The 15,546-nt window shown below is 71.7% G+C and carries 15 protein-coding genes; 5 read left to right on the top strand and 10 right to left on the bottom strand.

Going from position 1 to position 15,546, the window contains the following annotated elements; genetic code table 11:
• The first annotated feature begins 2 nt into the window (after positions 1-2).
• The 5 genes from tal to ACFQE5_RS08425 all read left to right on the top strand — a co-directional run bounded on the left by tal (position 3) and on the right by ACFQE5_RS08425 (position 5,197).
• Positions 3-1,115, top strand: coding sequence for a transaldolase (tal, locus tag ACFQE5_RS08445; RefSeq protein ID WP_379584312.1), 1,113 nt, complete (start codon positions 3-5; stop codon positions 1,113-1,115).
• Between the two features lie 180 nt (positions 1,116-1,295).
• Entirely contained in the window at positions 1,296-2,867 is a 1,572-nt protein-coding gene (gene zwf, locus ACFQE5_RS08440) for a glucose-6-phosphate dehydrogenase (protein WP_379584270.1), read from the top strand.
• Between the two features lie 94 nt (positions 2,868-2,961).
• Positions 2,962-3,915: a glucose-6-phosphate dehydrogenase assembly protein OpcA gene (gene opcA, locus ACFQE5_RS08435; RefSeq protein WP_379584269.1), complete on the top strand. Its 954-nt coding sequence runs from the start codon at positions 2,962-2,964 to the stop codon at positions 3,913-3,915.
• A complete protein-coding gene (pgl, locus tag ACFQE5_RS08430; RefSeq protein WP_379584268.1) occupies positions 3,916-4,698 on the top strand; it encodes a 6-phosphogluconolactonase in 783 nt (260 codons plus the stop codon). It abuts the gene before it with no gap.
• Between the two features lie 67 nt (positions 4,699-4,765).
• Positions 4,766-5,197: a hypothetical protein gene (locus ACFQE5_RS08425; protein ID WP_379584267.1), complete on the top strand. Its 432-nt coding sequence runs from the start codon at positions 4,766-4,768 to the stop codon at positions 5,195-5,197.
• Positions 5,198-5,279: 82 nt separating this feature from the next.
• Here ACFQE5_RS08425 and ACFQE5_RS08420 read toward each other — a convergent pair whose 3' ends face one another.
• The 10 genes from ACFQE5_RS08420 to uvrC all read right to left on the bottom strand — a co-directional run bounded on the left by ACFQE5_RS08420 (position 5,280) and on the right by uvrC (position 15,528).
• Complete coding sequence (locus tag ACFQE5_RS08420; protein ID WP_379584266.1) at positions 5,280-6,539, bottom strand: TrpB-like pyridoxal phosphate-dependent enzyme; 1,260 nt, start codon at positions 6,537-6,539, stop codon at positions 5,280-5,282.
• A 227-nt stretch (positions 6,540-6,766) separates the two neighbouring features.
• Positions 6,767-7,108 (bottom strand): RNA polymerase-binding protein RbpA, encoded by a 342-nt coding sequence (locus ACFQE5_RS08415; protein WP_379584265.1) that lies wholly within the window; start codon positions 7,106-7,108, stop codon positions 6,767-6,769.
• Between the two features lie 45 nt (positions 7,109-7,153).
• Positions 7,154-7,390 carry a preprotein translocase subunit SecG gene (secG, locus tag ACFQE5_RS08410; protein ID WP_379584264.1) on the bottom strand — a complete coding sequence of 79 codons (237 nt, stop codon included), beginning with the start codon at positions 7,388-7,390 and terminating at the stop codon, positions 7,154-7,156.
• 97 nt (positions 7,391-7,487) lie between these two features.
• Positions 7,488-8,273 (bottom strand): triose-phosphate isomerase, encoded by a 786-nt coding sequence (gene tpiA, locus ACFQE5_RS08405; protein WP_379584263.1) that lies wholly within the window; start codon positions 8,271-8,273, stop codon positions 7,488-7,490.
• 4 nt (positions 8,274-8,277) lie between these two features.
• Positions 8,278-9,474, bottom strand: coding sequence for a phosphoglycerate kinase (locus ACFQE5_RS08400; RefSeq protein ID WP_379584262.1), 1,197 nt, complete (start codon positions 9,472-9,474; stop codon positions 8,278-8,280).
• Positions 9,471-10,484, bottom strand: coding sequence for a type I glyceraldehyde-3-phosphate dehydrogenase (gap, locus tag ACFQE5_RS08395; protein ID WP_379584261.1), 1,014 nt, complete (start codon positions 10,482-10,484; stop codon positions 9,471-9,473). The genes ACFQE5_RS08400 and gap overlap by 4 nt, the downstream gene beginning before the upstream one ends.
• Before the next feature lie 99 nt (positions 10,485-10,583).
• A complete protein-coding gene (whiA, locus tag ACFQE5_RS08390; protein WP_379584260.1) occupies positions 10,584-11,567 on the bottom strand; it encodes a DNA-binding protein WhiA in 984 nt (327 codons plus the stop codon).
• Positions 11,568-11,613: 46 nt separating this feature from the next.
• The gene (locus tag ACFQE5_RS08385) at positions 11,614-12,639 is read right to left on the bottom strand and encodes a gluconeogenesis factor YvcK family protein (RefSeq protein WP_379584259.1); all 1,026 of its coding nucleotides are present in this window, start codon (positions 12,637-12,639) and stop codon (positions 11,614-11,616) included.
• Positions 12,636-13,526: an RNase adapter RapZ gene (gene rapZ / locus ACFQE5_RS08380; RefSeq protein ID WP_379584258.1), complete on the bottom strand. Its 891-nt coding sequence runs from the start codon at positions 13,524-13,526 to the stop codon at positions 12,636-12,638. The genes ACFQE5_RS08385 and rapZ overlap by 4 nt, the downstream gene beginning before the upstream one ends.
• Positions 13,519-15,528: an excinuclease ABC subunit UvrC gene (gene uvrC, locus ACFQE5_RS08375; RefSeq protein WP_379584257.1), complete on the bottom strand. Its 2,010-nt coding sequence runs from the start codon at positions 15,526-15,528 to the stop codon at positions 13,519-13,521. The genes rapZ and uvrC overlap by 8 nt, the downstream gene beginning before the upstream one ends.
• Positions 15,529-15,546 lie beyond the last annotated feature (18 nt).

Here is a 15,546-nt window from a genome sequence, read left to right as displayed (position 1 = left end):
GCATGAGCATTCATGAGCGGCTCGACGCCCTGTCCGCGGCGGGTGTGTCCGTCTGGCTCGACGATCTGTCCCGGGAGCGGTTGCGCAACGGCAGTCTGCGCGAGCTCATCGCCGAGTGGCGGGTCGTCGGGGTCACCACCAACCCGACGATCTTCGCAACGGCGCTGGCCGGAGGCGAGGCCTACGCCGGGCAGATCCGCGAACTCGCCGCGCGCGGCGCCGCGGTCACCGACGTCGTCCGCGAGATCACGGTCGCCGACGTGCAGCAGGCGTGCGACCTGTTCCGCGGCACCTGGGAGGCCACCGACGGGACCGACGGGCGGGTCTCGCTGGAGGTCGACCCGGGCCTGGCCCGCGACACCGAGGCCACCGTGGCCGAGGCGCTGGAGCTGTGGAAGGCGGTGGACCGCCCCAACCTGCTGGTCAAGATCCCGGCCACCGAGCCGGGGCTGCCCGCGATCACCCGGGCGCTGGCCGAGGGTGTCAGCGTGAATGTGACGCTGATCTTCTCCGTCGAGCGCTACCGCGCGGTGATGGCCGCCTTCCTCGCCGGGCTGGAGCAGGCCGCGGCGAACGGCCACCCGCTGTCCCAGATCGCCTCGGTGGCCTCCTTCTTCGTGTCCCGGGTGGACACCGAGATCGACAAGCGGCTGGAGGCCATCGGCACCGAGGCGGCGCTGGCGCTGCGCGGCCGGGCAGGGGTGGCCAACTCGCGGCTGGCCTACGCCGCGTACCAGGAGGTGTTCGCCGGCGAGCGGTGGACGGCGCTGCAGGCCCAGGGTGCTCGGGTGCAGCGACCGCTGTGGGCCTCCACCGGGGTGAAGAACCCGGCCTATCCCGACACCCTGTACGTCACCGAGCTCGTCGTGGCCGGCACGGTCAACACCATGCCGGAGCACACGCTGCGGGCGTTCGCCGAGCACGGCCAGGTGCACGGGGATCGGGTCACCGGCACCGCGGACGAGGCCCGGCAGGTCTTCGCCGAGCTGGAGCGGGTCGGCGTCGACCTGCCCGACGTGTTCGCCGTCCTGGAGCACGAGGGCGTGCAGAAGTTCGACGCCTCCTGGGACGAGCTCGCCACGACGGTGCGCAGGCAGCTCGACGCGGCCCGCTGAGCCGGGCGAGGCGGCGCCGCGAGGTCGGCCACGGCCCACGCCGGCACGACGCAGGCCCGGCCGCCCGCGCCCGCCTCTCCTCGATCGCCTGACCTCCCTGCACCGGGAGTACCGACGGCGGTGGGAAATGCAACCTCACAGCGAGAATGTTGGACCCGACGAGGACTGGGGTGACGGGAGATGTCCGCGAGCACGGAGGTACCGGCCACCGGCGAGCGAGGTGCTGACGGCTGGGTCAATCCGCTGCGCGATCCGCAGGACCGACGCCTGCCGCGGATCGCAGGCCCGTGCGGCCTGGTGATCTTCGGGGTCACCGGTGACCTGTCCCGCAAGAAGCTCATGCCCGCGATCTACGACCTGGCCAACCGCGGTCTGCTGCCACCGGGTTTCGCGCTCGTCGGGTTCGCCCGCCGGGACTGGGCCGACGAGGACTTCAGCGAGGTCGTCCACGACGCGGTCCGGGCACATTCGCGCACACCGTTCCGCCAGGAGGTCTGGAACAAGCTCGCGCAGGGGTTCCGGTTCGTGCAGGGCAGTTTCGACGACGACGCCGCGTTCGACCGGCTCGAGCAGACCGTCGCCGACCTGGACCGGGTCCGCGGCACGAACGGCAACCACGCCTTCTACCTGTCCATCCCGCCGGGAGCCTTCCCGGTGGTGTGCAAACAGCTGGCCCGGTCCGGGCTGTCGGCGCAGCACGGCGAGCAGTGGCGCCGGGTGGTCATCGAGAAGCCGTTCGGCCACGACCTGCGGTCCGCGATGGAGCTCAACGCGATCGTCAACGAGGTCTTCCCCGAGGAGTCGGTGTTCCGCATCGACCACTACCTGGGCAAGGAAACGGTCCAGAACGTGCTGGCGCTGCGGTTCGCCAACCAGTTGTTCGAGCCGATCTGGAACAGTCACTACGTCGACCACGTGCAGATCACGATGGCCGAGGACATCGGGTTGGGCGGTCGCGCCGGGTACTACGACGGCATCGGCGCGGCGCGCGACGTCATCCAGAACCATCTGCTGCAGTTGCTCGCGTTCACCGCGATGGAGGAACCCACGTCCTTCTCCGCCGCGGAGCTCCGAACCGAGAAGATCAAGATCCTCAACGCCGTCACGCTCACCGGCCCGTTCGAGGAGACCACCGCACGCGGCCAGTACACCGGCGGCTGGCAGGGTGGGCAGCTGGTCCGAGGGCTCAAGGAGGAGGCGGGCTTCGACCCGAGCTCCAAGACCGAGACCTTCGCCGCGATCACCTGCGAGGTGAACACCCGGCGCTGGGCGGGCGTGCCGTTCTACCTGCGCACCGGCAAACGGCTCGGCCGCCGGGTCACCGAGATCGCGGTGATCTTCAAACGGGCTCCGCACCTGCCCTTCGACGCCACGATGACCGAGGAGCTGGGACAGAACGCACTGGTGGTGCGGGTGCAACCGGACGAGGGTGTGACCATGCGGTTCGGCTCGAAGGTGCCGGGCAGCCAGATGGAGGTCCGCGACGTCACGATGGACTTCGGCTACGGCACGGCCTTCACCGAAGCCTCCCCGGAGGCCTACGAACGGCTCATCCTCGACATGCTGCTCGGCGAACCCTCCCTGTTCCCGGTGAACCGGGAGGTCGAGCTGGCCTGGCGGATCCTTGACCCGGTGCTCGCGCACTGGGCGGCCCAGGAGGACGGGCCCGATCCGTACCACGCCGGCACCTGGGGGCCCGACTCGGCCAACCGGATGATGGCCCGCACCGGTCGCGTCTGGCGGCGGCCGTGAACCCCCGGTCCCCGTCGCCGACGACGGTGTGGTGTTCGCCGGCCAGCGGAGCCGGCCACAGCCTCGTCCTCGACCGAACCCTCGGGAGCGGAGCATGATCGTCGATCTGCCGTCGAGCAACAGCGCGGCGGTCAACCGCAAGCTCGTGGAACTACGGGCCCGCGGCGGGGTGCTGGCACTCGGCCGGGTGCTGACGCTGGTGATCGTCACCGAGGACGGCGGCCAGGTCGAGGACGCCATCGCGGCGGCCAACGAGGCCAGCCGGGAGCATCCGTGCCGAGTCATCGTGCTGGCCCGCGGGCAGCGGCGGGCCGCGGCCCGGCTCGACGCCCAGATCCGGGTCGGCGGGGACGCCGGCGCGAGCGAAGTCGTTGTGCTGCGCGGATACGGCCCCCTGGCGACCGACGAGCCCGGCGCCGGAATGGTCATGCCGCTGCTGCTGCCCGACGCGCCCGTCGTCGCGTGGTGGCCGAACGAGGCACCGGCGGTCCCGGCGGAGGACGCCATTGGAAGCCTCGCCCAGCGCCGAATCACCGATGCACTGTCCTCGCGCAACCCGACCCGCGCGTTCGAGCACCGCCGCGCCCACTACGTCGCCGGCGACACCGACCTGACGTGGACCCGGTTGACCAGGTGGCGCGCCCTGCTCGCCGCCGCGCTGGACCATCCCCCGCACGAGCCGGTGACCAGCGCGGTCGTGGCCGGTGAAGCGGTGTCTCCGTCGACGGACCTGCTGGCGGGCTGGCTGGCGGTGCGGCTGCAGACCCGGGTCAAGCGCTCACCGTCGTCCGGTGGCGGGGGCGGGATGGCATCGGTGCAGCTCAACCGCCGGTCCGGGCCTATCGAGCTGGTCCGCCCGGACGGCCGGACCGCCACGCTGCGCCAGCCCGGGCAACCCGACCGTATGATCTCCCTGACCCGGCGCAGCGTGCCCGACTGCCTGGCCGAGGAGCTGCGCAGGCTCGATCCCGACGAGGTCTACGGCGCCGCGTTGGCGGGCATCAGCGAGGTGGCCCGTGGACGCACCCCAGTGAAGGCGGAACTGTAGATGGCAAGGGAACCCGACATCGTCGTCCACGCGAACCCGGACATCCTCGCCGCAGCCGCGGCGGCCCGGCTGGTCACCCGCCTGGTCGACCTGCAGTCCGCCGGGTTTGCGCCGAAGATCGGCCTCACCGGTGGGGGAATCGGCATCGCGTTGCTCGAGCAGCTGCGGGCCGGGCCGGCCCGGGACGCCGTGGACTGGTCCCGGATCGAGTTCTACTGGGGCGACGAGCGGTTCCTGCCGGCCGGCGACCCCAACCGCAACGAGACTCAGGCCCGCGAGGCGCTCCTCGATCACGTCCGGATCGACCCGGCGAAGGTCTTCCCGATGGGCGTCGACACCGGGGCCGGGCCGGGCGGCGCGGAGGCGGCCGCGCAGGCCTACGCCGATCTGCTGAGCCGCAAGGCCGCGCCCGAGGACCACGGCCCCATGCCCATGCTCGACATTCTGTTGCTGGGCATGGGTCCGGAAGGGCACGCCGCATCGATCTTCCCGCACTCCCCCGCCGTCTACGAGGGCGAGCGGACCGTCGTGGCCGTCCACGGCTGTCCGAAGCCCCCGCCGACGCGGATCACCCTGACCCTGCCGGCGATCCGCGCCGCCGCCGAGGTGTGGATCCTCGCCACCGGAGAGGCCAAGTCCGCCGCGGTCGCGATGGCCTTGACGGGGGCCGGTGAGGTCGCGATCCCGGTCGCGGGTGCCCGCGGCCGCCGCCGGACCCGCTGGCTGCTCGACCGTGCGGCCGCGGCCAAACTCCCCCGCGACTACCTCCCCCCCATTGCCTGACACCCTGTGAGTGCGTAACAGTGTTCTAACACTGTTACGCACTCACAGGTCACGGCGAGCAGGGACGATGACGCTCACGATGATCGTCGACGGCGCGAATGTCGTCGGCTCCCGGCCGGATGGCTGGTGGCGCGACCGCGCCGGCGCCGCAACCCGGCTGGCCCAGCGGCTCGACGGCGCGCTGGTCGCCGCTCCCGAGCTGCTCGCTCGTGCCGTCGGCGTCGCCGACGGCACCCCGCTGAACGTGGTCCTCGTGCTGGAGGGCGCGGCGCGATCGGCCACCCCGAGTGCCACCGACCCACGGTTGCGGATCGTGCGCGCGCAGGCCGACGGGGATACCACCATCGCCCGGCTGACCGGCGAGCTGAGCATGTCCGGCGCACAGATCGTCGTGGTGACGGCCGACCGCGGGTTGCGCGCACGGATCCACGCATCCGGCGCGCGCACGGTCGGCCCGGGGGTGCTGTTGCGCACGCTCGATGCGATGGACCCGCCGTAGCTCCCGTCACCCGTGTCGGGTGCGCAGGGCCGGGTCCCGCCGAATCATGGGGCTGCGGCCCGGGACCACGGTCCGGCCCGGCTCAGCCCTGCTCGTCGAGCAGCCTGCCGTGCAGGTAGTCGTCATAGGCGGCCAGGTCGAGGAAGCCGTGGCCGCAGTAGTTGAACAGGATCACCTTCTCCTCACCGGTCTCCTTCGCCGCCAGCGCCTCGTCGATCGCGGCACGGATCGCGTGCGCGGCCTCCGGAGCGGCGATCTTGCCTTCGGTCCTCGCGAACTGGATGGCTGCGTCGAACACCTTGCCCTGCGGATACGCCACGGCCTCCATCCGGCCGTCCCGGACCAGCGCCGACACCTGCGGGGAGTCACCGTGGTAGCGGAGCCCGCCGGCGTGGATCGACGGTGGGATGAAGTCATGCCCGAGGGTGTACATCGGCAGTAGCGGGGTGAACCCGGCGGTGTCGCCGAAGTCGTACTCGAACCGGCCCTGGGTCAACGTCGGGCACGACACGGGCTCGACCGCGAGCAGGCGCACATCGGCGTCGGGGACGAAGGGGAACGCGATACCCCCCAGGTTCGACCCGCCGCCGCACGGTGCGATGACGACATCGGGCAGTCGTTCCCCCGCCATCTCCAACTGCTGCTTGGCCTCGAGACCGATCACGGTCTGGTGCAGCAGCACATGGTTGAGCACCGAGCCGAGTGCATAGTGGGTGTCCGCCCGGGCCACGCAGTCACGAACGGCGTCGGAGATCGCGGACCCGAGCGAGCCGGGATGGTCCGGCTCGTCGACGGGTGAGGGAACGACCTCACCACCCCAGGACTCGATCGCGACCCGCCGGTAGGGCTTCTGGTCGTAGGACGCCCGGACCATGTAGACCTTGAGGTCGAGGTCGAACTGCGCGCAGGCGAACGCGAGCGCGGTGCCCCACTGCCCGGCGCCGGTCTCGGTCGACAGCCGGGCCGTGCCCTCCTGCTTGTTGTAGAACGCCTGCGCCACGGCGGTGTTGGGCTTGTGACTGCCCGCGGGCGAGACCGACTCGTCCTTGAAGTAGATCCGGGCCGGCGTGCCCAGTGCCTGCTCCAGCCGGGTCGCCCTGACCAGTGGCGTCGGCCGCCACAACCGCAGAATGTCGAGTACCTCGCCGGGGATGTCGATCCACGGCTCGGTGGCGACCTCCTGTCCGATCAGCGCCATCGGAAACAGCGGGGCCAGATCGTCGGGCCCGACCGGCTGCCGTGTCGCCGGATGCAACGGGGGGTCGATGGGCTTGGCCAGATGCGGCGTGATGTTGAACCACGCGCTGGGGATCTTTTCCTGAGGCAGGATCCAGCGAGTCATCGCCGCAGGCTATCGAAGTGCGGGCCAAATCACGATCACCCGTGCAGCCTCACCGGCATCCGCTCAACCCGCGCACCGGAGTGCTCGGCCGCCAGGCAGCTCACCCGGACCGGCTCAGGCTCGGGCCCGATCGCGGCCGCGGGGCACCGGACGGCGTCACCGGCAGTGCCGCGCAGGGGCCCGCGAGGTCGCACGCTCCGCGGTAGGCCACCCCGCGGACCTGCGCCCTACAGTTCGCGCGACGCCCGCAGCTTGCCCAGCGCCTCCTCGAGGATGGCGGCGCCGTCGGCGTCGCTGCGACGCTCCTTCACATAGGCCAGATGCGTCTTGTACGGCTCGTTGCGCGGAGGCGCGGGTGGGCTGAGCTGATCCCGGCCCGCCGGTAACCCGCAGCGCGGGCAGTCCCAGGACTCGGGGATCTCGGCGTCGGCGGCGAAGGACGGGGTCGTCACATGCCCGTTGGCGCAGAAATACGACACCCGTTCCCGCGGTGCGGCCTCCCCGCGCTCCGACTCGCCCATGGGGCCCGCACCCACCCGGGTGCCACGGATCGCGTTCCCACCTGCCATCGCCTACCTCCTTCGTGCTGTTGTTCGACCGCGGCGGAGACCCGCTCAGCCCCCGACCTTCATCAGCATGCCGCTGCCGATGATCGCGATCAGCCAGATCGCACCCGTGAACAACGTGAGCCGGTCGAGGTTCTTCTCCACCACACTCGAGCCCGAGAGGCTGGACTGCACGCCGCCGCCGAACAGGCTCGACAGACCCCCACCACGCCCACGGTGCAACAGAATCAACAGCACCAGCAGGACACTGGAGATGATCAAGACGATCTGCAGGGCGAGCTTCATCCCATCCTCATTTGCCTCGGGCCACCCAGGCTACCGCTAACCGCCGGTCGCATTGACCGGGGTCGCCACCCGGGGGGCCGCTACCGGGACCGCATCGTCACGGCAGCGGACCGCCCGCAGCGATCGCGCACAGCTTGGCGAACTCGTCGGCGTCCAGGCTCGCGCCGCCGACGAGCGCCCCGTCGACGTCGGCCTCCGCGACGATCTCTGCGACATTGCTGGCCTTCACCGAACCGCCATAGAGGATCCGCACCTCGGCAGCGGCCGCGTCGCCGTGGAGGGTGGCCACGGTCGCCCGCAGTGCGGCACAGACCTCCTGGGCGTCCGCCGCGCTCGCCACCCGCCCGGTCCCGATCGCCCACACCGGCTCGTAGGCGATCACGATCGAACCGGCCTGCTCCGCGGTCACCGTGTCCAGTGCCGCGCGCAACTGCCCGGTGGTGTGCTCGACGTGCCGGCCCGACTCGCGGACCTCGAGGCCCTCCCCCACGCACAGGATCGGGGTGATCTCGTGCCGGATCGCGGCCCGGACCTTGGCGTTGACCAGCGCATCGTCCTCGTGGTGGTACTCGCGGCGCTCCGAATGGCCGACGACGACGTAGCGGCAGCCCAGCTTCGCGAGCATCGCCGCAGAGACGTCGCCGGTGTAGGCGCCGGAGTCGTGCGGGGAGAGGTCCTGCGCACCGTGCACCATCTTCAGCTTGTCGCCGTCGATGACCGTCTGCACGCTGCGAATGTCGGTGAACGGTGGCAGCACCGCCACCTCGACCTTGTCGTAGTACTTCTCCGGCAGGGCGAAGGCGAGCTTCTGCACACAGGCGATGGCCTCGAGGTGAGTGAGGTTCATCTTCCAGTTGCCCGCGATGAGAGGAGTCCGTGCCATCGCCCTACCGCTCCAGTACGGACAGACCCGGAAGAACCTTGCCTTCCAGGTACTCCAGCGACGCCCCGCCGCCGGTCGAGACGTGCGCGAAGCCCGACTCGGCCAGCCCGAGCGCGCGCACGGCGGCGGCCGAGTCCCCGCCACCGACCACGCTGTACGCGCCGCCGGTGGTGGCGTCCACGATCGCCTGGGCGACCCCGCGGGTGCCCGCGGCGAACGGCGCCAGCTCGAACACGCCCATCGGCCCGTTCCAGAACACCGTCTTGGCCCCGGTGAGGACCCGGGTGAAGGCGGCCACGGACTCGGGACCGATGTCCAGGCCCATCCAGCCGTCGGGAATCGCGTCGGCCGACACGGTCCGGGTGTTCGCCTCCGCCGAGAAGCCGTCGGCGACGACCACATCGGTGGGCAGGACGATCTTGCCTCCGGCGAGGAGCTCACGGCAGTTGTCGATCTGCTCGCGTTCCAGCAAGGAGTCGCCCACCCCGAACCCCTGCGCGGCGAGGAAGGTGAAGCACATCCCGCCGCCCACGAGCAGCGCGTCGACCCTCGGCAGCAGCGCGGAGATCACCGCGAGCTTGTCGGAGACCTTGGAGCCGCCGAGCACCACGGCGTACGGCCGACCCGGATCGCCGGTGAGCGTGCGCAGCACCTCGACCTCGGCCAGCACCAGACCACCCGCGTAGGCGGGCAGCTGCGTGGCCACGTCGTAGACCGAGGCCTGCTTGCGGTGCACGACGCCGAATCCGTCGGAGACGAACGCCCCGGCCGGGCCGGCCAGCGCGACGAGCTCGCGGGCCAGCGCGGCGCGCTCGTCGTCGTTCTTCGAGGTCTCACGGGCGTCGAAGCGCATGTTCTCCAGCAGCACGACGTCGCCGTCGCGCATCGCCTCGACGGCGGCCTTCGCCTGCGCGCCGTGTTCGGCCAGCACCACCTCGGTCTCGAGCAGCTCGGCGAGCCGCCGGGCCACCGGACCCAGGCTGTACTTCGGGTCGGGCCCGCCCTTCGGCCGTCCCAGATGCGCCGCCACGACCACCCGAGCCCCGCCGGACCGGAGCCTGCGCAGGGTGGGGACGGAGGCCCGGATCCGGCCGTCGTCGGTGATGGCGCGGTCGGCGTCCAGCGGGACGTTGAGGTCCGACCGCACCAGCACCGTGCGCCCGGCGACGCCCTCGTCGAGCAGATCGTCCAGCGTCCTCATAGCTTCGAGGCCACCAGGGCGGTGACGTCGACCAGTCGGTTGGAGTATCCCCACTCGTTGTCGTACCAGCCCACGACCTTGACCTGGTTGCCGATCACCTTGGTCAACCCGGGGTCGAAGATGCACGAGGCCGGGTCGGTGACGATGTCCGCCGACACGATCGGCGCATCGGCGTAGGTCAGGATGCCCTTCAGCGGTCCCTCCGCCGCCGCGCGATACGCGGCGTTGATCTCCTCGACCGTGGTCTCCGTGCGGACCTCGACGGTCAGGTCGGTGGCCGATCCGGTCGGGATCGGCACCCGCAGGGCATACCCGTCCAGCTTGCCCTTCAGGTGGGGCAGCACCAGCCCGATCGCCTTCGCAGCACCGGTGGAGGTGGGCACGATGTTGATCGCCGCCGCCCGGGCCCGGCGCAGGTCCTTGTGCGGACCGTCCTGCAGGTTCTGGTCCTGGGTGTACGCGTGGATCGTGGTCATCAGACCCTTCTCGATCCCCACCGCGTCGTCCAGGACCTTGGCCAGCGGGGCCAGGCAGTTGGTGGTGCACGAGGCGTTGGACACGATCGTCTGGCTGCCGTCGTAGGCGGCGTCGTTGACCCCCATGACGACCGTGACGTCCTCGCCCGTGGCCGGCGCGGAGATCACCACCTTCTTCGCGCCCGCATCGAGGTGCTTGGCCGCCGCCTCGCGCTTGGTGAACAGCCCGGTGGACTCCACCACCACGTCCACCCCGAGGTCCTTCCACGGCAGCTCGGCCGGGTCGCGTACCGCCAGCCCCTTGAACCCCTTGCCGTCGACGACGATCTCCTCGTCGGTCGAGCGCACGTCGTAGGGCAGCCGACCCAGGATGGAGTCGTACTTGAGCAGATGCGCCAGCGTCGCGTTGTCGGTGATGTCGTTGACGGCCACGATCTCGATGTCCGTGCCGCCGGCCCGCCTCTGGGCGTCAACCGCGCGCCAGAAGTTGCGGCCGATCCGGCCGAACCCGTTCACGCCTACCCGGACCGTCACTCTACCTCCCAGTGCTGATTCGTCCGTACTCTCGAACCATATCGTCCGGGGTGCCCGCCGCTCGGGGGAGATGCAGGGTGAAACTGGACCGCACGGCGCTCAGACCTCCTCGAGCAACTCCGGGGTGACCGCGGACTCCGTATCGGGGATACCCAGATCCGCCGCCCGCTTGTCCGCCATGTGCAACAGTCTGCGGATCCGGCCCGCCACCGCATCCTTGGTCATCGGTGGGTCGGCCAGCTGACCGAGCTCCTCCAGCGAGGCCTGGGTGTGTTCGGCGCGCAGCCGTCCGGCGGCGAGCAGATGCGGCGGGACGTCATCGCCGAGAATCTCCAACGCCCGCTCGACCCTGGCCGCCGCCGCGACGGCCGCCCGGGCCGAGCGGCGCAGGTTGGCGTCATCGAAGTTGGCCAGCCGGTTGGCGGTCGCGCGGACCTCGCGGCGCATCCGCCGCTCCTCCCACGCCAGCACCGACGAGTGCGCGCCCATCCGGGTGAGCAGCGCGCTGATCGCGTCGCCGTCCCGGACGACGACCCGGTCGGCCCCGCGGACCTCACGCGCCTTGGCGGCCACCCCGAGCCTGCGCGCGGCACCGACCAGCGCCAGCGCAGCCTCCGGGCCGGGGCAGGTGACCTCCAGCGCCGAGGACCGGCCCGGTTCGGTCAACGACCCGTGTGCCAGGAAGGCGCCACGCCAGGCGGCCTCGGCGTCGGCGAGGTCGCCGGACACCACGACGGGCGGCAGCCCGCGCACCGGTCGGCCGCGGGCGTCGAGCAACCCGGTCTGGCGGGCCAGCCCCTCGCCGTCGCGGACCACCCGGATCACGTAGCGGGCGGCCCGGCGGATCCCACCCGGCGCGATCACATGCGCCTCACAGGTGTGCCCGTAGAGCTCGTGGATGTCCCGGCGCAGCCGTCGCGCCACCGATCCGGTGTCGACCTCCGCCTCGACCACCACCCGCCCACCGACGATGTGCAGCCCACCGGCGAACCGCAGCAGCGAGGCCACCTCGGCTCGGCGGCACGAGGGTCTGGTCACCGTCAGCCTGCTGAGCTCGTCCTTGACCGCGGCCGTCATCGCCATCGCCGAATCCTCCTGATCGCCGATCGCAGTCCGGGCAGCGCCACCGTCATGTCCTCCTCTCGGCCGTCTCCGGCCGGTCAGCCTCGTGGCGCCGGTGGGGCCACCTCGGGGGGAAGCCGGCCAGCACGGCGCGCAGGGCGAGGGCCAGCGCCATCGGATCATGCCTCGGTACCGCAGAGTCGACTGCCGCCACCGGGGCCAGATGGACCTTCCCTTCGGCGGCCAGCATGGTCTCGGCCGTCCGGGCGAGCCGCTGCGGTACCGGGACGGCCGCCACGTCGGCGACCACCGCATCGACCATCAGGCCGGGCGCGTGTTGAGACAGTACGGTCAGGTGCTGCTCCGGGGAGAACCCGGCGGTCTCCCCCGGCTGGGGCGCCAGGTTGAGCACCACGACCCGGCGGGCCCTGGTCGTCATCAGCGCGTCGCGTAGCTGCGGGACCAGCAGATGCGGCAGCACGCTGGTGAACCACGAGCCGGGACCGAGCAGCACCAGGTCGGCGGCGTGGACGGCCTCGACCGCCTCGGAACAGGCCCGCGGGTGCTCCGGGCGCAGCCACACCCGCTCGACGCGCCCCGGGGTCGACGCGACGGCGACCTGCCCGCGGATCCGGCTGGTGGTGTGTGGGTCCTCGCCCAGACCGGTCACCTCGGCCTCGATGTCGAGCGGGTCGGGACTCATCGGCAGCACCCGGCCCCGCACGCCGAGCAGCCGGCAGACCTCGTCGAGCGCGGCCACCGGATCTGCGAGTACATCCATCAACCCGGCGAGCAGCAGGTTGCCCACCGCATGCCCGGCCAGCGCGCCGGTGCCGCCGAAGCGGTGCTGCACGAGCCGGACCCACAGCGCCTCGGCCGGGTCGGTGCCGTTGCCGTCGGCCAGTGCCGCCAGGGCCATCCGCAGGTCACCGGGGGGCAGCGTGCCGAGCTCGCGGCGCAGCCGCCCGGAGGAGCCTCCGTCGTCGGCGACCGTGACGACCGCGGTCACCTCGGTGACGATGTCGTCGAGGATGCGCAACGCGGAGAGCGTGGCGTGCAGGCCGTGCCCGCCGCCGAGCGCGGCGGCCTTCATTCCCGGCCCAGGTCGCGGTGCGCCACGCTCACCGTGACCCCCTCGGCGCCCGCGAGTCGGCGCGCGAGCTCCTCACTGATCGCGACGCTGCGGTGCTTGCCGCCCGTGCAGCCGACCGAGACGGTCAGATACCGCTTGCCTTCGCGCCGGTAGCCCGCGCTGACCAGGTGCAGCAGCTCCAGGTAGCGCGCGATGAACTCCTCGGCGCCCTCCTGGCTGAGCACGTAGTCGCGCACGTCGGCGTCGCGGCCGGTGTGCGGGCGAAGCTCGGGGATCCAGTGCGGGTTGGGCAGGAACCGGACGTCGACGACCAGGTCCGAGTCCATCGGAAGCCCGTACTTGTATCCGAAGGACAACACCGTGACCCGGGTGTCCTGGGCGAGCTCGGCGCCGAACGCCCGCTCCAACGTGGCCCGCAGCTTCGGGACCGACAGCGTCGAGGTGTCCACGACGAGGTCGGCGGTCTCCCGCAGCGGGGCGAGCGCCTCGCGCTCGGCGGCGATCCCGTCGGAGAGCCGGCCGTCGCCCTGCAGCGGATGGCTGCGCCGGACCTGTTCGAACCGGCGGACCAGCACCTCGTCGGTGGCCTCGAGGAACAGCAGCCGGGGCCGGTAGCCGATGGCGTCGAGGTCCTTGATGACGGCGCCGAGATCGGCCGAGAAGGCCCTGCTGCGCACGTCCATCACGACGGCGATCCGGGTGATCTCCCCGCGCGCCTTGGCCCCGAGCTCGACCATCGTCTCGATCAGCTCGGGTGGCAGGTTGTCGACGACGAACCATCCGAGGTCCTCCAGCACCTTCGCCGCGGTGCTGCGCCCCGCTCCCGACAGCCCGCTGATCAGCGCGACCTCGATCCCGGTCGGGCTTGCGGTCCTGGCCTCAATCACCGGCGGCCTCCTGTTGCGCGGGACCGTGTAGAGCCGTGGGCACCGCAGCCGCGGTGCGCGGCCCGAAACCGGGCACCTTGGCGATCTCCTCGGCATCGGCTGCCTTCAGCCTCCGCAGCGAGCCGAAGTGTTTGAGCAACGCGCGTTGGCGCGCGGGACCGAGACCGGGCACCGCGTCCAGCTCCGAGGCGACCATACCCTTCGACCGGCGTTGCCGGTGATAGGCGATGGCGAAGCGGTGAGCCTCGTCGCGAACGCGTTGCAGCAGGTACAGACCCTCGCTGGTGCGCGAGAGGATCACCGGGTCGGGATCGGCGGGCAGCCAGACCTCCTCCAGCCGCTTGGCCAGGCCACAGACCGCGACATCGGTGATGCCCAGCTCGGCGAGGGCGGCGGCGGCCGCCTCGACCTGGTGTGGCCCGCCGTCGACGACGAGCAGGTTGGGCGGGTAGGCGAACGTGCGCGGCCGCCCGGTCGTGGGGTCGATGCCCGGGCGCCCGGGCGGGTCGGCGACCGCTGCGGAGCCGGGTGCGGTCTCGTGCTCGGTCCCGGCGTGCGGACCGGCCCCGGCCTGCGCGAGGTACCGCCGGAACCGGCGGCGGACGACCTCGGCGATGGCCGCCGGGTCGTTGCTGCCGCCGCCCTCGGCGCCGCCGCGGATCGCGAACCGGCGATAGTCGGACTTGCGGGCCAGGCCGTCCTCGAACACGACGAGCGAGGCGACCACATCGGTGCCCTGCACGTGGCTGACGTCGACGCATTCGATGCGCAGCGGCGCCGAGTCCAGCCCCAGGGCATCCTGGATCTCCTGCAAGGCCGCCGAGCGCGCGGTCAGGTCGCCCGCCCGGCGCAGCTTGTGCTGGGTGAACGCCTCGGCAGCGTTGCGCGCGACCGTCTCGGCCAACGCCCGTTTGTCCCCGCGCCGGGGCACCCGCAGCCCGACCCGTGACCCGCGCAGCCCGCCCAACCACTCGGCCAGCGCGTCGGCGTCGGGCGGCAGCTCGGGCACCAGGATCTCCCGAGGGACCGGCTGGTGCGCGTCGTCGGCGGCGCCGGCCAGTGCCGCCTGCTCGCCGTAGAACTGGGTGAGGAACCGTTCGACGAGCCCAGCGGTGCTGGTCGGCTCGACCTTGTCGATCACCCAGCCCCGCTGCCCGCGGACCCGGCCGCCGCGGACGTGGAAGACCTGGACGGCGGCCTCGAGCTCGTCCTGGGCGAAGGCGACGACGTCGGCGTCGGTCCCGTCGCCGAGCACGACGGCCTGCTTCTCCAGTGCCCGGCGCAGCGCGCCGATGTCGTCGCGCAACCGGGCCGCCCGCTCGAACTCCAGCGCCTCGGCGGCCTCGGCCATCTGCCGCTCGAGCTCGCGGATCATCCGGTCGGTGCGCCCGGAGAGGAACTCGCAGAACTCCTCGACGATCGCGCGATGCTGCTCGGCGTCCACCGTCCCGATGCACGGCGCCGCGCACTTGTCGATGTAGCCGAGCAGGCAGGGCCGCCCGATCTGGCCGTGGCGGCGGAACACCCCGGCCGAGCAGGTCCGCGCCGGGAACACCCGCAACAGCAGGTCGAGGGTCTCCCGGATCGCCCAGGCGTGCGCGTACGGGCCGAAGTAGCGGACACCGCGGCGGCGCGGTCCGCGGTAGACATGCAGCCGCGGATACTGCTCGTCGATCGTCACCGCGAGAACCGGGTAGGTCTTGTCGTCGCGGTAGCGGACGTTGAACCGCGGGTCGAACTCCTTGATCCAGTTGTACTCGAGCTGGAGCGCCTCGACCTCGGTCGCGACGACGGTCCATTCGACGCGGGCCGCGGTCGTGACCATCTGCCGGGTGCGCGGATGCAACCCGGCCAGGTCGGCGAAGTAGGAGTTGAGCCTGCTCCGCAGGCTCTTGGCCTTGCCGACGTAGAGCACCCGGCCATGCGGGTCGGAGAATCGGTACACCCCCGGAGCCTCCGGGATGGTCCCCGGGGCCGGGCGGTAGCTGGACGGGTCGGGCATGGCCCCTCAAGCCTAGAA

It is taken from the genome of Pseudonocardia hispaniensis, assembly GCF_042658695.1.
GTDB lineage: Bacteria > Actinomycetota > Actinomycetes > Mycobacteriales > Pseudonocardiaceae > Pseudonocardia > Pseudonocardia hispaniensis.
The sequence above is the reverse complement of the archived record's forward strand: the minus strand, read 5'-3'. Positions and strand labels throughout refer to the sequence as shown.